The 15,152-nt window shown below is 67.4% G+C and carries 12 protein-coding genes, 2 tRNA genes and 1 pseudogene; 3 read left to right on the forward strand and 12 right to left on the reverse strand.

The window, feature by feature from the left end; translation table 11 throughout:
* Positions 1 to 25: 25 nt before the first annotated feature.
* The 11 genes from rodA to PKD89_RS15315 form a co-directional block, all read right to left on the reverse strand.
* Complete coding sequence (rodA, locus tag PKD89_RS15265; protein ID WP_287374361.1) at positions 26 to 1,186, reverse strand: rod shape-determining protein RodA; 1,161 nt, start codon at positions 1,184 to 1,186, stop codon at positions 26 to 28.
* Between the two features lie 58 nt (positions 1,187 to 1,244).
* Positions 1,245 to 3,290, reverse strand: coding sequence for a penicillin-binding transpeptidase domain-containing protein (locus tag PKD89_RS15270; RefSeq protein WP_289011135.1), 2,046 nt, complete (start codon positions 3,288 to 3,290; stop codon positions 1,245 to 1,247).
* Positions 3,291 to 3,469: 179 nt separating this feature from the next.
* Positions 3,470 to 3,964 (reverse strand): rod shape-determining protein MreD, encoded by a 495-nt coding sequence (mreD, locus tag PKD89_RS15275; protein WP_287374363.1) that lies wholly within the window; start codon positions 3,962 to 3,964, stop codon positions 3,470 to 3,472.
* A 27-nt stretch (positions 3,965 to 3,991) separates the two neighbouring features.
* Positions 3,992 to 5,071, reverse strand: a complete 1,080-nt coding sequence (gene mreC / locus PKD89_RS15280) for a rod shape-determining protein MreC (protein WP_289011136.1) — start codon at positions 5,069 to 5,071, stop codon at positions 3,992 to 3,994.
* A 13-nt stretch (positions 5,072 to 5,084) separates the two neighbouring features.
* Positions 5,085 to 6,110, reverse strand: a complete 1,026-nt coding sequence (locus PKD89_RS15285) for a rod shape-determining protein (RefSeq protein ID WP_349257362.1) — start codon at positions 6,108 to 6,110, stop codon at positions 5,085 to 5,087.
* Positions 6,111 to 6,371: 261 nt separating this feature from the next.
* Positions 6,372 to 6,779 carry a nucleoside-diphosphate kinase gene (ndk, locus tag PKD89_RS15290; RefSeq protein ID WP_287392807.1) on the reverse strand — a complete coding sequence of 136 codons (408 nt, stop codon included), beginning with the start codon at positions 6,777 to 6,779 and terminating at the stop codon, positions 6,372 to 6,374.
* 49 nt (positions 6,780 to 6,828) lie between these two features.
* On the reverse strand, positions 6,829 to 8,241 hold the full coding sequence (locus tag PKD89_RS15295; RefSeq protein ID WP_287392809.1) for a bifunctional folylpolyglutamate synthase/dihydrofolate synthase: 1,413 nt from the start codon (positions 8,239 to 8,241) through the stop codon (positions 6,829 to 6,831).
* Positions 8,242 to 8,258: 17 nt separating this feature from the next.
* Positions 8,259 to 9,536, reverse strand: coding sequence for an ATP-dependent Clp protease ATP-binding subunit ClpX (clpX, locus tag PKD89_RS15300; protein WP_287374368.1), 1,278 nt, complete (start codon positions 9,534 to 9,536; stop codon positions 8,259 to 8,261).
* 261 nt (positions 9,537 to 9,797) lie between these two features.
* A complete protein-coding gene (locus tag PKD89_RS15305) occupies positions 9,798 to 10,415 on the reverse strand; it encodes an ATP-dependent Clp protease proteolytic subunit (protein WP_320412764.1) in 618 nt (205 codons plus the stop codon).
* A gap of 78 nt (positions 10,416 to 10,493) precedes the next feature.
* Positions 10,494 to 11,993: a trigger factor gene (gene tig / locus PKD89_RS15310; RefSeq protein ID WP_289011137.1), complete on the reverse strand. Its 1,500-nt coding sequence runs from the start codon at positions 11,991 to 11,993 to the stop codon at positions 10,494 to 10,496.
* Positions 11,994 to 12,005: 12 nt separating this feature from the next.
* Positions 12,006 to 12,293 carry a hypothetical protein gene (locus PKD89_RS15315; RefSeq protein WP_287392813.1) on the reverse strand — a complete coding sequence of 96 codons (288 nt, stop codon included), beginning with the start codon at positions 12,291 to 12,293 and terminating at the stop codon, positions 12,006 to 12,008.
* An 83-nt stretch (positions 12,294 to 12,376) separates the two neighbouring features.
* Between PKD89_RS15315 and PKD89_RS15320 the strand changes: the two genes are divergently transcribed.
* Together PKD89_RS15320 and PKD89_RS15325 are read left to right on the forward strand one after the other, a co-directional pair.
* Positions 12,377 to 12,453 (forward strand) — tRNA-Pro (locus PKD89_RS15320).
* Between the two features lie 110 nt (positions 12,454 to 12,563).
* Positions 12,564 to 12,635: transfer RNA gene (locus PKD89_RS15325), tRNA-Gly, on the forward strand.
* A 24-nt stretch (positions 12,636 to 12,659) separates the two neighbouring features.
* On the opposite strand, the gene argJ is transcribed toward PKD89_RS15325, so the two are convergent.
* Complete coding sequence (gene argJ / locus PKD89_RS15330) at positions 12,660 to 13,826, reverse strand: bifunctional glutamate N-acetyltransferase/amino-acid acetyltransferase ArgJ (protein WP_287374372.1); 1,167 nt, start codon at positions 13,824 to 13,826, stop codon at positions 12,660 to 12,662.
* Positions 13,827 to 13,908: 82 nt separating this feature from the next.
* On the opposite strand from argJ, the pseudogene PKD89_RS15335 reads away from it, so the two are divergent.
* Positions 13,909 to 15,094 (forward strand): annotated as a pseudogene (locus PKD89_RS15335) (acyl-CoA dehydrogenase family protein).
* Positions 15,095 to 15,152: the final 58 nt, after the last annotated feature.

Below are 15,152 nucleotides of genomic sequence, written 5' to 3' on the forward strand. Positions count from 1 at the left end.
ACCGGGGACGGGCACGCTGGCCCGGCTACGCGACGTCCCACTGGCGCATCTGCACGTTGAGCACCAGACCGACGGCGGCGAACATCGTGATCAACGACGAACCGCCGTAGCTGATGAACGGCAGCGGAATGCCGGTGACCGGCATCATGCCGATCGACATGCCGATGTTCTCGAACAGGTGGAACATGCACATCACCATCACCCCCACGCAGATCAGGCGTCCTTGAGGGTCGGGCGCCACCATGGCGGCGTACCACATCCGCCAGATCAGCACGGCGAACAGACCGATGATCAGGGCCGAACCGGCGAAGCCGAACTCTTCGCCGGCGACGGTGAAGATGAAGTCGGTCTGCTGTTCGGGAACGAAGCGCCCGGTGGTCTGCGGGCCCCGGCCGTACCCGTAGCCGGTGAGGCCACCCGACGACACGGCGATCTCCGCTTGACGAACGTTGTAACAGGCGTCCTCGTTGCCCGGGCAGCGCTCCTGTACGAACGTGGTGAGGCGGTCCTGCTGGTAGTCGTCGAGCGCACCCGAGTTGAGGATGCCGACGACACCGAGCACGGCGATGGCGGCGAGCGCCACCAGGTACCGCCCGCGAATGCCACCGACGAACATCACGCCGGCCCCGATGAAGACGAAGACCAGTGCGGACCCCAGGTCGGGCTGCACCATCACCATCCCCACCGGAAGGCCGACCAGGGCCAGCGAGGCGACCAGCCGGAGAGGCCGGCTGGCAATGCGGTCCCCGCCCAACAAGGCGGCCAGCATCACGATCGTGGCCAGCTTGGCGGTCTCGGCCGGCTGGAAGGAGAACACGCCCAGGTCGAACCAGCCCTGGGTGCCGTTGACCGTTTTGGACACGCCCGGCACCAGCACCGCAACCAACAGGAGCAGTGAACCCAGGTACACCCACTGAGCCTTGGCGATGATCCGGCGGTAGTCGATGGCGGCGACCGCTGCCATGACGCCGACCGACATCAGGGCGAACACCAGCTGACGGGGCAGCATCGATCCGGTCTCGAACTGGCGGCTGGCCGAGTGGACCAGCGCGAAACCGATCAGGGTCAGCGCGCTGACGACCGCCACGATCACCCAGTCGACGTGGCGCCACGCAGCGGTCATGTCGCGGGTGCGAACCGACAACGGTTGCAGCGCCGGGCGGCGATAGTCCGACTGCAGGCTCATCCCACGTTCCCGATCCGTGAACACCTGACCACCGGACGTTCCAACACTGTGCACCTCATCACTTGACGTCCAACGGGGGAACGTCCGGCAACGTGCGATCCTCGCCGACCAGCGGCGCCGGTGGGAGGTTGCCGTCGACGATTGGCCGCATGATCCGCACTGCGGTGGGGCCGGCGGTGTCGCCGCCGAAGCCCGACTCGGGGATGATCACCGAGATCGAGTAGTTGGGCCCGAACGGAGCGTCGATCGGCCCGTACATGGCGAAGACCGATCCGTCGGCCTTCGGATTGGACTTGGTGCCCGCCTCGGACGTACCGGTCTTGGCCGACCAACGGCCGGGCAGCCCGCCGTACTGCTCCCACATCTTGTTGGCCGTGCCGCGACCGTTGTTGATCACGCCTTCGAAGCCGGCCTGCATCGTCTGCAGGTGATCCTCGCTGAAGGGCACCAGGTCCTTCAGCACCGGGTTGAACACCTCCTGGGCTTTCACCGGGCTGTCCGGCTTGGGGGCGGTGTTGGCGTCGGTTGGGATGGTCACCTTCTGCACGAGCAACGGCTTGTAGTGCCGGCCGCCGTTGGCGATGGTGGCATAGGCGTTGGACAGCTGGAGCGGGGTGACCAGCACCTCGCCCTGGCCGATCGACATGTTGACGTTGTCACCGGCGGTCCAGTTGCGCCGTCCCCAGGGATTCTCCTCGTCGGGCCCCAGGTCCTTCTCGGCGGCGTCGTAGCGCTCGCGGAACAGCTCGGGCGTCGGCAGCCGGCCGGTCTGCTCACCCGCCAGCGCAATGCCGGTCGTGTCCCCCAGGCCGAACTTGGTGCCGGCGTCCTGGATCGGGGTCTCGCCCAGCAGGCCCCGGCCCTGCCACATGCGGTCGGCCAGCCAGTAGTAAAAGACGTCGGAGCTGATCGTCAGCGACGTCTGGGGGTCGGCGAAGCCCAGTGCCGTTCCACCCGCGTTCTGCCGGGTGCAGCCCGGACCGTTGCAGTCGGCGATCGTGTACCTGCCGGTACTGTCCTCGAAGCCGGTCGGGTTACCCGGCCCGAACAGACCGTTCTCCAGCGCTGCGTACAGCGTGACCAACTTGAAGGTCGACCCCGGGGGAAACTGCCCGCTGACCGCCCAGTTGTTGAGCGGATAGCCGTTCTGGGGATCGTTCAGCTCCTCCCACACATCGGTGGAGATGCCGCCCACCAGCGCGCTGGGGTCGTAGGTGGGTACCGAGGCCAACGCCAAGATCGAGCCGTCGTGGGGGGAAATGATCGACGCCGCTCCCTCGGGGGCGCGGTACATCCGGCCGTCCTTGTCGCGCTTGCCCCGCACGTCCGACATGTGCTGCTTCAACACGTGCTCGGCCCACGCCTGGGCATCGACATCGATGTTGAGCCAGATGTCCGACCCCACCTCGGGAGGCGTCTCGTCGCGCACCTGCACCACCTCGCCGGTGCGCGACACCTCCACCGTCGTGCTGCCGGGCGTGCCGCGCAGCTCGGCCTCCATCGACTGCTCAACCCCGCCCTTGCCAACCTCGTCGCCCGGTTCGTAAGGCTTGCCCACCTTGGCTGCCGCGCCGACGAGCGCCTCGTTGTCGAGTTCCGCCTCGTCGACCTGACCGATGTAGCCGAGGATGTTCGACGCGACGTGGCCGTACGGGTAGGTGCGCACCGTCTCGCGTCGCACGCGCACACCGGGGTACTCCTCGCGGTGTTCGGCGAAGAACAGCTCCATCTCCGGGGGTGCGTCCTGGTACAGCGGGATGAAATCCAGGGGCGCATACCGTTGATCGTTCACCCGGTCGGCGATGTCGGAACGCTTCAGCGCCTCGAGGTCGTAGCGGTTGAACTTGTCGGCCAGCGCGCCGTACAGGTCGTTGCGCTCCAATTCGCTCAGGGAGTTGACATCGTCGCGCACCATGCCGACAACGACCGACAGCCGGTTGTCGACCAGGATCTTGCCGTTGCGGTCGAGAATGCGTCCCCGGGGCCCCTGCTGCTTCACCGTCCGCAGGCGGCTGACCTCGCCGGTGGTGGCGAACTCCTCGCGGTTGAGCACCTGGAGGTACCAGAGGCGCGCCGTCAGCGACGCGAAGAGGGAAATACACACGATTCCCACAATCGAAAGCCGCAGGCGCGGGGTGTCATCCATGGCGATCGACCAGTTTGCCAGGCCCCGGTGTCGGAGCGGACCGCGCCCGGTGCAAAACTGTGGATCTCAACATGTCGCGTTCGTCACCTCGTCATCGTCGGTCGCCCCCGTCGATCGTGGGGGTTGGGGCGCCAGCGCTAACGGGCGATGTTCGAGCGGCCGTCCTCGGCCCACTCGATGACGGCGATCGTCGGCAATGCCAGCAACGCGTTGGTCGCCGAGATCAGGCCGACGATGCGCCCGACGTCGGAACCGGAGAGCGTCTCTGCGCCGAAGAGCTGTCCGACCACCGCGTAGAGCAGCGAGCCTCCGGCCGAACCTCCGAGGACGAACAGGGACAATCCCAGCGGGGTGTGGCTGTTGATCATCTCCTCGGCCATCCCCGCCATGAAGCCGACCATGGCCCACACCAGGGCGGTCATGCCGAGCGGGGTTGGCAGCACCGGGTCGATCAGCAGCCCAGCCCAGAACCCGATGACCACGCCACGCCGGGGGCCGGCGACCAGGCCCGCCACGACGGCGATCAACAGGGTGACGTCAGGGTGGACGCCGCCCAGGCGCAGGTCGGAAAACACCCCCAGCTGGAGGATGATCACGCTCGCCAGCACCAGGGCGTACCGCCCCCGCGCCATCCAGCTCATCGATGACCGCAGCGGTTGCTAGGGGCCAACGGGGTTCCCACCGGCACCGGTCGTCGAGTTCGCACCCGATTTGGTCGGATCGGCCGTGGTCGTCGAGGACCCCGGGTTGATCCCCACGTCGCTATCGCCCGGGTCGAAGGGGTCGGCGCTGGGACGCCCGGCCTCGGTGGTCGGGGTCGACGACTCTCCATCGCCGGTGGTTCCATCGCCGGTGCCGCCTGCGTCCGACTTGTCCGCCTCGGGCGTGGTGTCGGGCCGAGGACCGTCCGGGGTCCACTTGATCACCTGGACGAAGTCGAAGGTGGCAAAGTCCGCCGCCAGGTTCACGTCCAGCCGGGTCAGCTTGCGGGCGTCGTCGGCCTGGATTCGACCGACCGTACCCACCGGCAGATCGGCGGGAAAGCGGCTGTCGGCCACACCGGAGGTGACGACCTGCTGGCCCAGCGACACGTCCGCTCCGAGGTCGACCGCCGAGTCGATCACCCACGGCCGGTCAAAGGTGCCAACGCCGTGGCCCACGCCGGGCAGGCCTTGATCGCCGATGCGGACGCTGAAGCGCAGGTCCACCTCGGTGATCAGGCGGATCTGTGAGCGGGTCTCGTAGGCCTTCTCCACTTGGCCGAGCAGACCGTCGGCGTTGACGACGGGCATGCCCTCGGTCACCCCGTCCGCTCGGCCGACGTCGAGGTACGCGGTGTTGGAATCCCAGTTGCTGTTCGGCCCGGACGTCCGGCGGGCCACGACGGTGTCGTAGTCGGCGGTGAACGTGACCCCGACCAGGTCGGCCAGCTCGGTCAGCTTGCGCGACGCCAGCGCCTCGTCCCGGCCCTGGTTCTTCTGAGCGGCCAGTTCCTCGCGCAGCCTGCCGTTCTCCTCCTTGAGCTCGTCGTACTCCGAGATCCCGTGCCACATGTTGCGGAAGGGACGGGTCAGCGAGCCGAGCGCGCCGTCGCCGCCGGTGAGCCCATCGCCCATCGCCGACTTGGTCGTCTCGATCACCCCGACATCGCGCCCGTCGAGGGTGATCAGCGTGATCGAGGCCAGCACGACCACCGAGATGGTGAGGCGCAGGCGCGTTCGACGATCGAAGGATCCCACGGCGACTCCCGTACTACTCGGGGTCGGTCATCAGGACCGTGCCGTAGGCGTCGAACGCCTCCAGCGACTGGCCCGATCCCAAGGCCACCGCGTCCAGCGGGTAGGCCGCCAGGTTGACCGGCATGCCGGTTTCGTTGGCCAGCCTCACATCGAGCCCGCGCAGGTAGGCGCCACCGCCGGACAGCACGATCCCTTGATCCATGATGTCGGCGGAGAGCTCGGGCGGCGTCTTGTCCAATGTGACCTTCACCGCGTCGACGATGGCCGACACCTGCTCGGCGATCGCTTCGCGCACCTCCTTGGTCGAGGTGACGACGGTCTTGGGCAGCCCGGACACCAGATCCCGGCCGCGAATCTCGGCGTAGATCTCTTCTTCCATCGCGTTGGCGGAGCCCAGCTTGATCTTGATCTCCTCGGCCGAACGCTCGCCCAGGGCCAGGCTGTATTCCTTCTTGACGTACTGGATGATGGCATCGTCGAGTTCGTCGCCCCCGACGCGGACCGACTGGCTGGCGACAACGCCGCCCAACGAGATGACCGCCACTTCGGTGGTGCCACCGCCGATGTCGACGATCATGTTGCCGCGGGGCTCGTGAATGGGCAGGCCGGCACCGATGGCGGCGGCGACCGGTTCCTCGATGATGTACACCGGCTTGCGGGCCCCGGCGCGCTCGGCGGCCTCCTTGACCGCCCGCTGCTCCACCCCGGTGACCCCGCCGGGAACGCAGATCACCATGCGGGGCTTGGCGAAGCGACCTTTATGCACCTTCTGGATGAAGTAGCGCAGCATCTTTTCGCAGATCTCGAAGTCGGAGATCACGCCGTCCTTCAGCGGACGGATTGCCTGGATGTGGCTCGGGGTGCGGCCGATCATCTTCTTGGCCTCGTGGCCGACCGCCAGCGGCGAACCATCGATGGTGTTGACCGCCACCACGGAGGGTTCGGACAGGACGATGCCTTCACCCCGGACATACACCAACGTGTTGGCCGTGCCGAGGTCGATCGCGAGATCTCGGCCCATCGAGAAGGTGTTGCGCATGGACATGGGAATACCTCTGCCTCGCCGGCGCCGGTCAGAGCCGGTCAACGGACCAACACTAGACCAGACCGACGACAGCGAACGATCGGCGGGTGCATTTTTTTCGGGGTGTTTTGATGGCTTTTGTTACGACACAAGCGACATCTCGTAACCAAAACTCAATGTTACGGCCTGACGTTCCGCAGGTCTAGGGCGGGGGCAGGTCTTTTCGAGGAATCCCTGCCGACGGCCAGTCAGCGCCGACCCGCCCGCTGGTCCTGGCTACAGGTCGGGAAAGAAGATCCCGATCTCCCGCTCGGCCGACTCGGCCGAGTCCGAACCGTGGATCAGGTTCTCGGTGAACAACGTCGCCAGGTCGCCGCGGATCGTGCCGGGCGCAGCCTCAGCCGGGTTGGTGGCCCCCATCATCGAGCGAACCATCGACCACGTGTCATCGGTGCCCTCGAGCACGCCGAGCAGGCTCGGCCCCCGCGTGATGAACTCCTCCAGCTCGCCGTAGAAGGGCTTGTCGACGTGCTCGGCGTAGTGCTGCCGCGAGGTGGCGACGTCGACGGTGCGCAGCTCGGCGGCCACGAGGCTCAGGCCCTTCGCTTCGAATCGACGCAGTATCTCCCCCACGAGATTGCGTTCGACGGCATCGGGCTTACAGATGATCAGGGTGCGGTTCACGGCGCCCGACGATAGTTGACCCGATGAGGTCGGTCCCCAACCGAGGACGTCAGTCCGGCTCGTGGAACTCAGGCTCGACGGCGTCGGCGGCCACCTCGAGGATCGCCTCGATCACGTCGCGCGCCAGGGGCAACAGCGTCATCGAACCGGCGACGACCAGCAGGTCCTCCTCATCGGTGTGGCGCATCGCCCTGGCCAGCGCCGTCTCCGGGTCGGCCACCGACTCGACCGAGAGGCCGGCCGAAGTGAACGCCTCGACCACCGGGGCAAGTTCGGCCGCCCTCGGCGAGGGCGGTTGCGTGATGATCACCGAGTCGAGACGGGCCCCGAGCAGGGCCTGGGCGTAGGCGAGGGGATCCCGGCCGGCGAGCAAACCCACGACGGCCAGCCTCGCCCCGATGACGTCAAACTCATCGCTCAGCGTTTCGCCGAGGGCCTGCGCTGCGTCCGGGTTGTGGGCCGCGTCGAGGATCACGAGGGGTTGATGGGAGATCACCTCGGCCCGACCCCGAAGTTTGACGCCGGCGAACGCCTCGTCGATCACCTCGTCGGCCACCGCCCGGTCGAAGAAGGCCTCGGCTGCGGCGACGGCGAGCAACGCTGCACCGGCCACCCACGACCCGAAGGCCGGTACGAACACCTCCGGGTGGATTCCCCACTCGGTGCGCAACTCCGTCTGGTGCCCTCCGATGGCCACCAGGTCGCTGTCGACGCTCAGGCCGTCGCCCACCCGGACGGTTCGCGCCGGACCCTCGGCCTCGATCACCGCAGCCAAGTCGTCGCTCATCGGCCCGAGCACCAGGGTGGCGTCGGGGCGGACGATGCCCGCCTTGGCGGTGGCCACCGCCTGCTCCCAGCCCGCACCGCCGGGGTGATGATCCCGTCCGATGTTGGTCACGACCGCCACGACGGCGTCGGCCACGTTGGTGGCGTCGTCGCGACCCAACATGCCCACTTCGACAACGACGGCCTCGACGGCCGCGTCGGCGAAGGTTCGATAGGCCGCAGCGATCAGCGCCTCGAACCGGGTGGGCGGCGCGTCCATCGAGCGGGCGGCCAAGGAGACGGCCGCCAGCGCCTCGCCAAGCGTCTCGACCTCGACCGGCTCGTCATCGATCGCCACCCGCTCGAGCACCGAGCCCAGGTCCGGCGAGGTGGTCGTGCCCACGGTCAGCCCCGAGGCCATCAACAGTCGGGTCAGCAGCGTGGCGACCGTGCCCTTGCCGTTGGTGCCGGTGATCATGATCACCGGTGCCGCACGTTGGGGATCCCCGAGCAGCGCGCACAGGCGACGCATCGGATCGAGCGCGTCGTCGGCGCCGCCCGATCCTGCGACCGGAGGCCCCCCGGGTCGAAGCCTGCCCTCGGCGATGCCCGGCGAGGAGGTCTCGTGATCGACCAGGCCGTCGAGCCAACGGTACGGGTCGCCCAGGCCGACGCCGGCCGGCCCGCCCTTGGGCACGCGTCGGCCCGAGCGGCTCAGGAGGCGGCCCGACGGGGTCGGGTGGTGCGCGCCATCTCCTTGCGCAACACGAGCGTCGGGTTCACCTTGTCGAGCACGACCGCATCGTCGATCACGACCTTGCCGACGTCGCTGCGACCGGGCAGGTCGTACATCACGCCGAGGAGCACTTCCTCCATCAGCGCCCGCAGGCCGCGGGCACCGGTGCCGCGAGCCAGGGCCAGATCCGCAATCGCGTCGAGGGCCTCGGGGCTGAACTCCAGCTCGACGTCGTCGAGCTCGAACATGCGCTGAAACTGGGCGACCAGGGCGTTCTTGGGCTCGGTAAGGATCGAGGTCAGGGCCTCACGGTCCAAGCCGTCGACCACGCCGATCACCGGCAGACGGCCAACGAACTCGGGGATCAGCCCGAACTTCAGCAGGTCCTCGGGCATCACGTTGCGGAACAACGCACCCTCATCGCGCTCGTGCAGCGTGCGCACCTCGGCGCCGAAGCCCATCGACTTCTTGCCCACCCGGTTTTCGATGATTCCCTCGAGGCCGGCGAACGCTCCGGCGCACACGAACAACACGTTGGACGTGTCGATCTGGATGAACTCCTGGTGGGGGTGCTTGCGACCGCCCTGGGGCGGCACCGAGGCCACCGTGCCCTCGATGATCTTCAGCAACGCCTGCTGGACGCCTTCGCCGGACACGTCGCGCGTGATCGACGGGTTCTCGGCCTTGCGGGCCACCTTGTCGATCTCGTCGATGTAGATGATGCCGGTCTCGGCCTTCTTCACGTCGAAGTCGGCGGCCTGCAACAGCTTCAACAGGATGTTTTCAACATCCTCGCCCACGTAGCCGGCCTCGGTCAGGCTGGTGGCGTCGGCGACGGCGAACGGCACGTTCAGCATGCGGGCCAACGTCTGGGCCATCAGCGTCTTGCCGCAGCCGGTCGGGCCGAGCAGCAACAGGTTGCTCTTCGACAGCTCGACGTCGTCGCGTCCGGTCTTCTGGGCGTGCTTCACCCGCTTGTAATGGTTGTAGACCGCGACGCTGAAGACCTTCTTGGCCTGCTCCTGACCGATGATGTACTCGTCGAGGAACGCCGAGATCTCCTTGGGCTTGGGCAGGTGCTCCAGCGTGAACTCGGAACCCTCGGCCAGTTCCTCCTCGATGATCTCGTTGCACAGCTCGATGCACTCGTCACAGATGTAGACGCCGGGCCCGGCGATCAACTTTTTCACCTGCTTCTGGGACTTGCCGCAGAATGAGCACTTGAGGAGTTCGCTTCCTCCGTCGAACTTAGCCACGTTGCTGGCCTCTCCCTGATCGGTCGGCTGGGCTGGCCAGCGTAGGCGGCCGGCCATCGTGCTTCGGGGACCGTTGCCGGTGACACTCGCCGCCCACTTCGGCCACGACCTGGTGCCGCGACGCGTCGCATAGCGGCCCGACCAGCGGGTCCCCCGCTCTTCTGGTCAACATCCTAGGGCACCGCCCCGGCCACGGAGTCCCGGATGGCCGACGGCGGCCGAACGGAATGCGCGCCGCCACCGCCGCGGTCGTCCGGCCGACTACTTCGGTGGGGCGATCGGCCCGTCGGTGCGCTCGCCGCTGCGGATGTCGATGACCTCGTCGATCACGCCGTAGTCCTTCGCTTCCTGGGCGGTCATGATGAAGTCGCGCTCGGTATCGGCGGCGATCCTGGCCAGGTCCTGGCCGGTGTGCTCGGCCAGCACCTCCTCGAGCGCCTGCTTCAGGCGCATGATCTCCCTGGCGGCAATCTCGATGTCGGAGGCCTGGGCATAACCCGACTGCCCGTGGGGCTGGTGGATCAGCACCCGGGCGTGGGGCAACGCCAGGCGCTTGCCCTTGGTGCCGGCCGCCAGCAGCACGGCGGCCGCCGAGGCCGCCTGACCGAGGCAGATCGTGTTGATCTCCGGCCGGATGTACTGCATCGTGTCGTAGATCGCGAACAGGGCATTGATGTCGCCGCCCGGCGAGTTGATGTACAGGTTGATGTCCTTATCGGGATCTTCACCCTCGAGGAACAACAGCTGGGCGCACACCAGGTTGGCGACCGTGTCGTCGATCGGTGTCGACAGGAAGATGATGTTCTCCCGCAGCAGCCGCGAGTACAGGTCGCTGTAGCGCTCCCCCCGCGAGGTCTGCTCGATCACGTTGGGCACCATGTAGTTGGTGGCGCTCAGCGAGGCCAGGCCGTCGGCGGGCTGGTTCACGCTGGCGGTCGGGGGCAGGTGCAGGGTCATCTAGGCCTCAGCTTCGGGGTCGCTCGAATCGGTGTCGCCGTCGGCGCTGTCGGCGTCGACCGGCTGACCAGTGTCGGGCGCGTCCCCCGTCGCTGCCTCGTCACCCGCGTGATCGCCGTGGTCGTCACCGTGATCGTGGGGATCCAGCTTGAGCAGTTCCGGATCGACCGGCGCGCCGGATGGATCGGTGATCGTGGCGGTGTCGATCAACCAGTCCATCGCCTTGCGCTTGGCCAGGTCCGCACGGAGCGCCGGCATCTGGCCGTTGGAGGCCAGGTTGGTGCGGGCGACCTCGATGTCCACCTCGGCGTGGAAGGCCAAGTGGGCCAGCTCCTCGTCGAGCTCGTCATCGGTCGGCTTCAGGCCCTGATCGGCTGCGACCGCACGCAAAGCAAGATCGACCTTCGCCTGTCGCTCGCCCTCCTGGGTGAGCTGAGCGCGGAAGGCATCGGGCTCCTGCCCGGTCATCTGCAGGTACTGGCCGAGCTCGATGCCCGACTGGGACAAGGTGCGGGCCATCGATTCCAGCTGCTCCTGAGCACCGGACTGGACCAACGCCTCGGGGACGTCCTCGGTCACCAGGTCGACCAGTGCGGTCGCCAGCTCGTTGCGGACCTCGTTCTGGGCCCGCTCCCGCTGCTGAGCGCTCAACTTCTCGACAAAGTCGTCGCGCAGCTCGGCCACGGTCTCGAACTCGGTGGCATCGGCCACCCACTCATCGGTCAGATCGGGCAACTGACGCTCCTGGACGCCGAGCACCTCCACCTCGAAGGTGATCGTCGGCGGCTCGGCTGCATCCGGCTCGTCCGAATCGGCGTCGTCGTCAGACTCGACCGGTGCGGCCGGATCAGCCGCCTCGAACGTGGTCGTCTCGCCGTTCTCCAACCCGATGAGGTTGGTGTCCAGCTCGGGGACCACACCGCCCGAACCCACCTGGTACAGGTAGTTCTCGGCGGTCATGCCGGCGATTTCCTCGCCGTCCCGACTACCCACCAGGTTGAGGGTGACGTAGTCGTCGTCCTCCACCGGACGCTCAGCATCGACCAGCTCGCCGAACTGGGTGCGGAGCTTGTCGATCTGGTCCGCGACCTCATCGTCACCCGCATGCGGGTTGACGATGCTCACCTCGAGGCTTCCATAGCCCTCGATGGTGAGTTCGGGCCGAACCTCGACGATGGCGGTGAAGACGACAGGACCCTCTTCGGCGCCCTCGTCCAGCTCGATGTCGGGCTGATCGATCGCATCGACCTCGAGCTCGCGGATCGCCTCGTCATAGGCGCGCGGAACGGCCACCTGGATCGCTTCGCCCCGGGCATAGCCGGCGTCGACGCGGCTCTTCACCACCTGTTTGGGCACCTTGCCTTGACGGAAGCCGGGCAAGCGCGCCTCTTTGGCGATCTTTACCCAGGCTTCATCGAGTGCGGAATCGAACTCCGCGTCCTCGAGTTCGATGCGGACCTTGACCTTGTTGCCTTCGAGAGGCTCTACGACAGACTTCATTGGTCGGGCATCCTAGGGGTCAATTGGCCGGGACTCCGAACGGGACGGCGGGATCACGCCATTCTCCACCGCCGAGATCACCGGCCGAACCTTCAGCAGGTACCACAGCGAGAGCCCGACCCCGAGCACCGACAGGAAGGTCCCGAGGAGGATCATCGCCATCCACATCGCCTGTGGGCGTTCGGCCAGCGACCAGGCCCACGCCGGTCGTCGAGCCGCGTCCAAGAGGGCGAACACCGACAGCGCCAGCGGGGCGGCCGCTACGAGCAGCACGCCAAACATGGCCAGGAAGTCACTCACGATTCCAGTCTGCCCGACCGGGCGATCCGCTGCCGGGGCGCCTCGGGCCGCTCCGATAGTGTGTCCAAGGTCGGCCCTGTCGACGGGACGTGGCGCAGCCTGGTAGCGCACCTGCTTTGGGAGCAGGGGGTCGGGAGTTCAAATCTCCCCGTCCCGACCAACACATGTGAGCGTGCGATGTTTGGTCCCCCAGAGGTGGGGGGAAGGGCCGTCGACGCGTCTCCCACGCTTACCTGGGCGTCCGCCAGCTGGGCTAGGATCGTGGGCCTTGCGGGTGTAGCTCAATGGCTAGAGTCCCAGTCTTCCAAACTGGTTATGCGAGTTCGATTCTCGTCACCCGCTCTCTCCGCGTCGACGGCACGACCCTCAAGTCGTGTAGTCGGCGTTGATGCGGACATAGCCGTCGGTCAGGTCGCAGCCGTAGACCACCCAGGCGCCGTCGGCGATGGCCAGGTCGACGGTGATCAGCACCTCGTCGCCGGCCATGTAGTCAGACAGCGCGGTCAGGTCCACGTCGTCCGGGGGCTTCGGGTACACCTCGGCCTCGCCGAAGCGCACCGACACCGCACGCTGGTCGATGTCGTTGTCGTCGGACAGCTTGCCGATCGCCATCACGACCCGGCCCCAGTTGGGGTCGGCGCCGTGCACGGCGGTCTTCACCAACGGCGAGTTGACCACCGCCTTGGCCGCCCGCCGGGCCTGATCGTCGTCGCGGGCGCCCTCGACCCGCACGACGATCAGCGTTTGCGCCCCTTCCCCGTCGCTGGCCAGCTGACGGGTCAGGTCCAGACAGACCGCTTCCAGGCCGACCTCGAACGACGCCGGATTGACCGGGCCACCAAGCCCGGAGGCGAGCACCGCCGCCGTGTCGGATGTCGAGGTGTCGGTATCGACCGAGAGCGAGTTGAACGTGCGGTCGACCACCCGGCCGAACATGCGGTCCAGTTCGGCGGCGGGCAGCTCGGCGTCGGTGAACACGAAGGCCAACATCGTCGCCATGTCCGGCTCGATCATGCCGACACCCTTGGCCACGCCCACGATCCGGCAGTCGCCCACCTGCGCCTCGGCCATCTTGGGAACGGTGTCGGTCGTCATCATCGCCTCGGCGACGGCGCCGGCGTCGGTGACCGGAAAGCGCTCGGCCCGACCGGCGTGGCTGGTGAGGTCGTCGAGGTAACGGCGCACCCGGTCCATGGGATAGGGCCGCCCGATCACCCCGGTCGACGTGACCAGCACGTCGGTGGGCTCCCCCTCGACCAGGTCCCCGACCCGCTGCGCGAGTTCCTCGGCATCGGCCAAACCCGCAGCGCCGGTGGCCACGTTGGCGTTCTTCGACACGACGACCACCGCCCGCAGCCGCTCATCGGCCAGCGCCCGACGAGAGACCTCCACCGACGGCCCGGCGAAGCGGCTGCGGGTGAAACGCGCCGCAGCGGTGGCAACCCCCGAGCAGGCAATCACCGCAAAGTCGGTGGTGTCGTCGCGAATACCGATGTTTCCGACGTGGGCGGTGAAGCCGGGGGGCAGTTCCATGACGACACATTAGATTCCGCACCACCGGTTCCACCCCCGATGAGCAATCGCTCACCGCCGGTACCGACCCCCGAGGAGCGCCATGGATCGCGACCTGTTCGATGACGAGCACGAACTGTTTCGGGCCAGCGTGGCCGACTGGATCTCGGCCGAGGTCACCCCGCACTACCTCAACTGGGAGCGGGACGGCCTGGCGCCCCGCAGCCTCTTCAGCGACGCCGGATCCCACGGTTTCGTCGGCATGGCCGTACCCGAGGAGTACGGCGGTGGTGGCAGCGACGACTTCCGCTTCAACGTGGTGCTCGCCGAGGAGTTGGCGGCGGCGGGCATCGGTGGGGCCGGCCTGGGCCTCACCCTGCACAACGACATCACGACGCCGTATTTCCTTGCGTACTGCGGCGAGGCCCAACGACGGCGTTGGCTGCCCGGGATCGCCTCGGGCGAGCTGATCACAGCGGTGGCGATGACCGAGCCGGGCATCGGCTCCGACCTGGCATCGATGTCGACCACCGCCATCCGGGACGGCGACCATTACCGGCTCTCCGGCTCCAAGACCTTCATCACCAACGGCATCAACGCCGACCTGGTGATCGTCGCCGCCAAGACCGACCCGACCCAGCGCCACCGGGGGATCTCGCTCATGGTGGTCGAGGCGGGGATGGAGGGCTTCGAACGCGGCCGCAACCTGGACAAGGTCGGGATGCACAGCCAGGACACCGCCGAGCTGTTCTTCAACGACGTCGCCGTGCCGGTCGACAACCTGCTGGGCGAGGAGGGGGCCGGCTTCAGCTACCTGGTGTCCAACCTGGCCCAGGAACGCCTCAGCATCGCCGTCACCGGGGTGGCAACCGCTCGCGCAGCGCTCGGCTGGACGCTCGACTACGTCCGCGAACGTCAGGCCTTCGGTCAGAACATCGGCTCGTTTCAGAACAGCCGATTTACGCTGGCCGAGTGCCACACCGAGGTTGAGGTCGCCCAGGCGTTCATCGACCGGGCGATCGTCGCACTCAACGCCGGCAGCCTGACCGTCGAAGAGGCCGCGATGGCCAAGTGGTGGTGTACCGAGTTGCAGGGCAGGGTGGTCGATCGAGGCGTTCAGCTCCATGGCGGAGCGGGTTTGTTACGATGCCATTCAAATCCACGGTGGGTACGGCTACATGACCGAGTACCCGATCGGTCGGGCCTACGCCGATGCCCGCGTCACCACGATCTATGGCGGTACCACCGAGATCATGAAGGAGATCATCGGGCGTTCGCTCGGGCTGTAACCGCTCGGACCCGTCCGGTCCTCGGCACGCCAACCCGGCGGAATCGGTAGCGTGGCGC

Origin of the sequence: Candidatus Neomicrothrix sp. (assembly GCF_035329545.1) — a bacterium.
Lineage (GTDB): Bacteria > Actinomycetota > Acidimicrobiia > Acidimicrobiales > Microtrichaceae > Microthrix > Microthrix subdominans.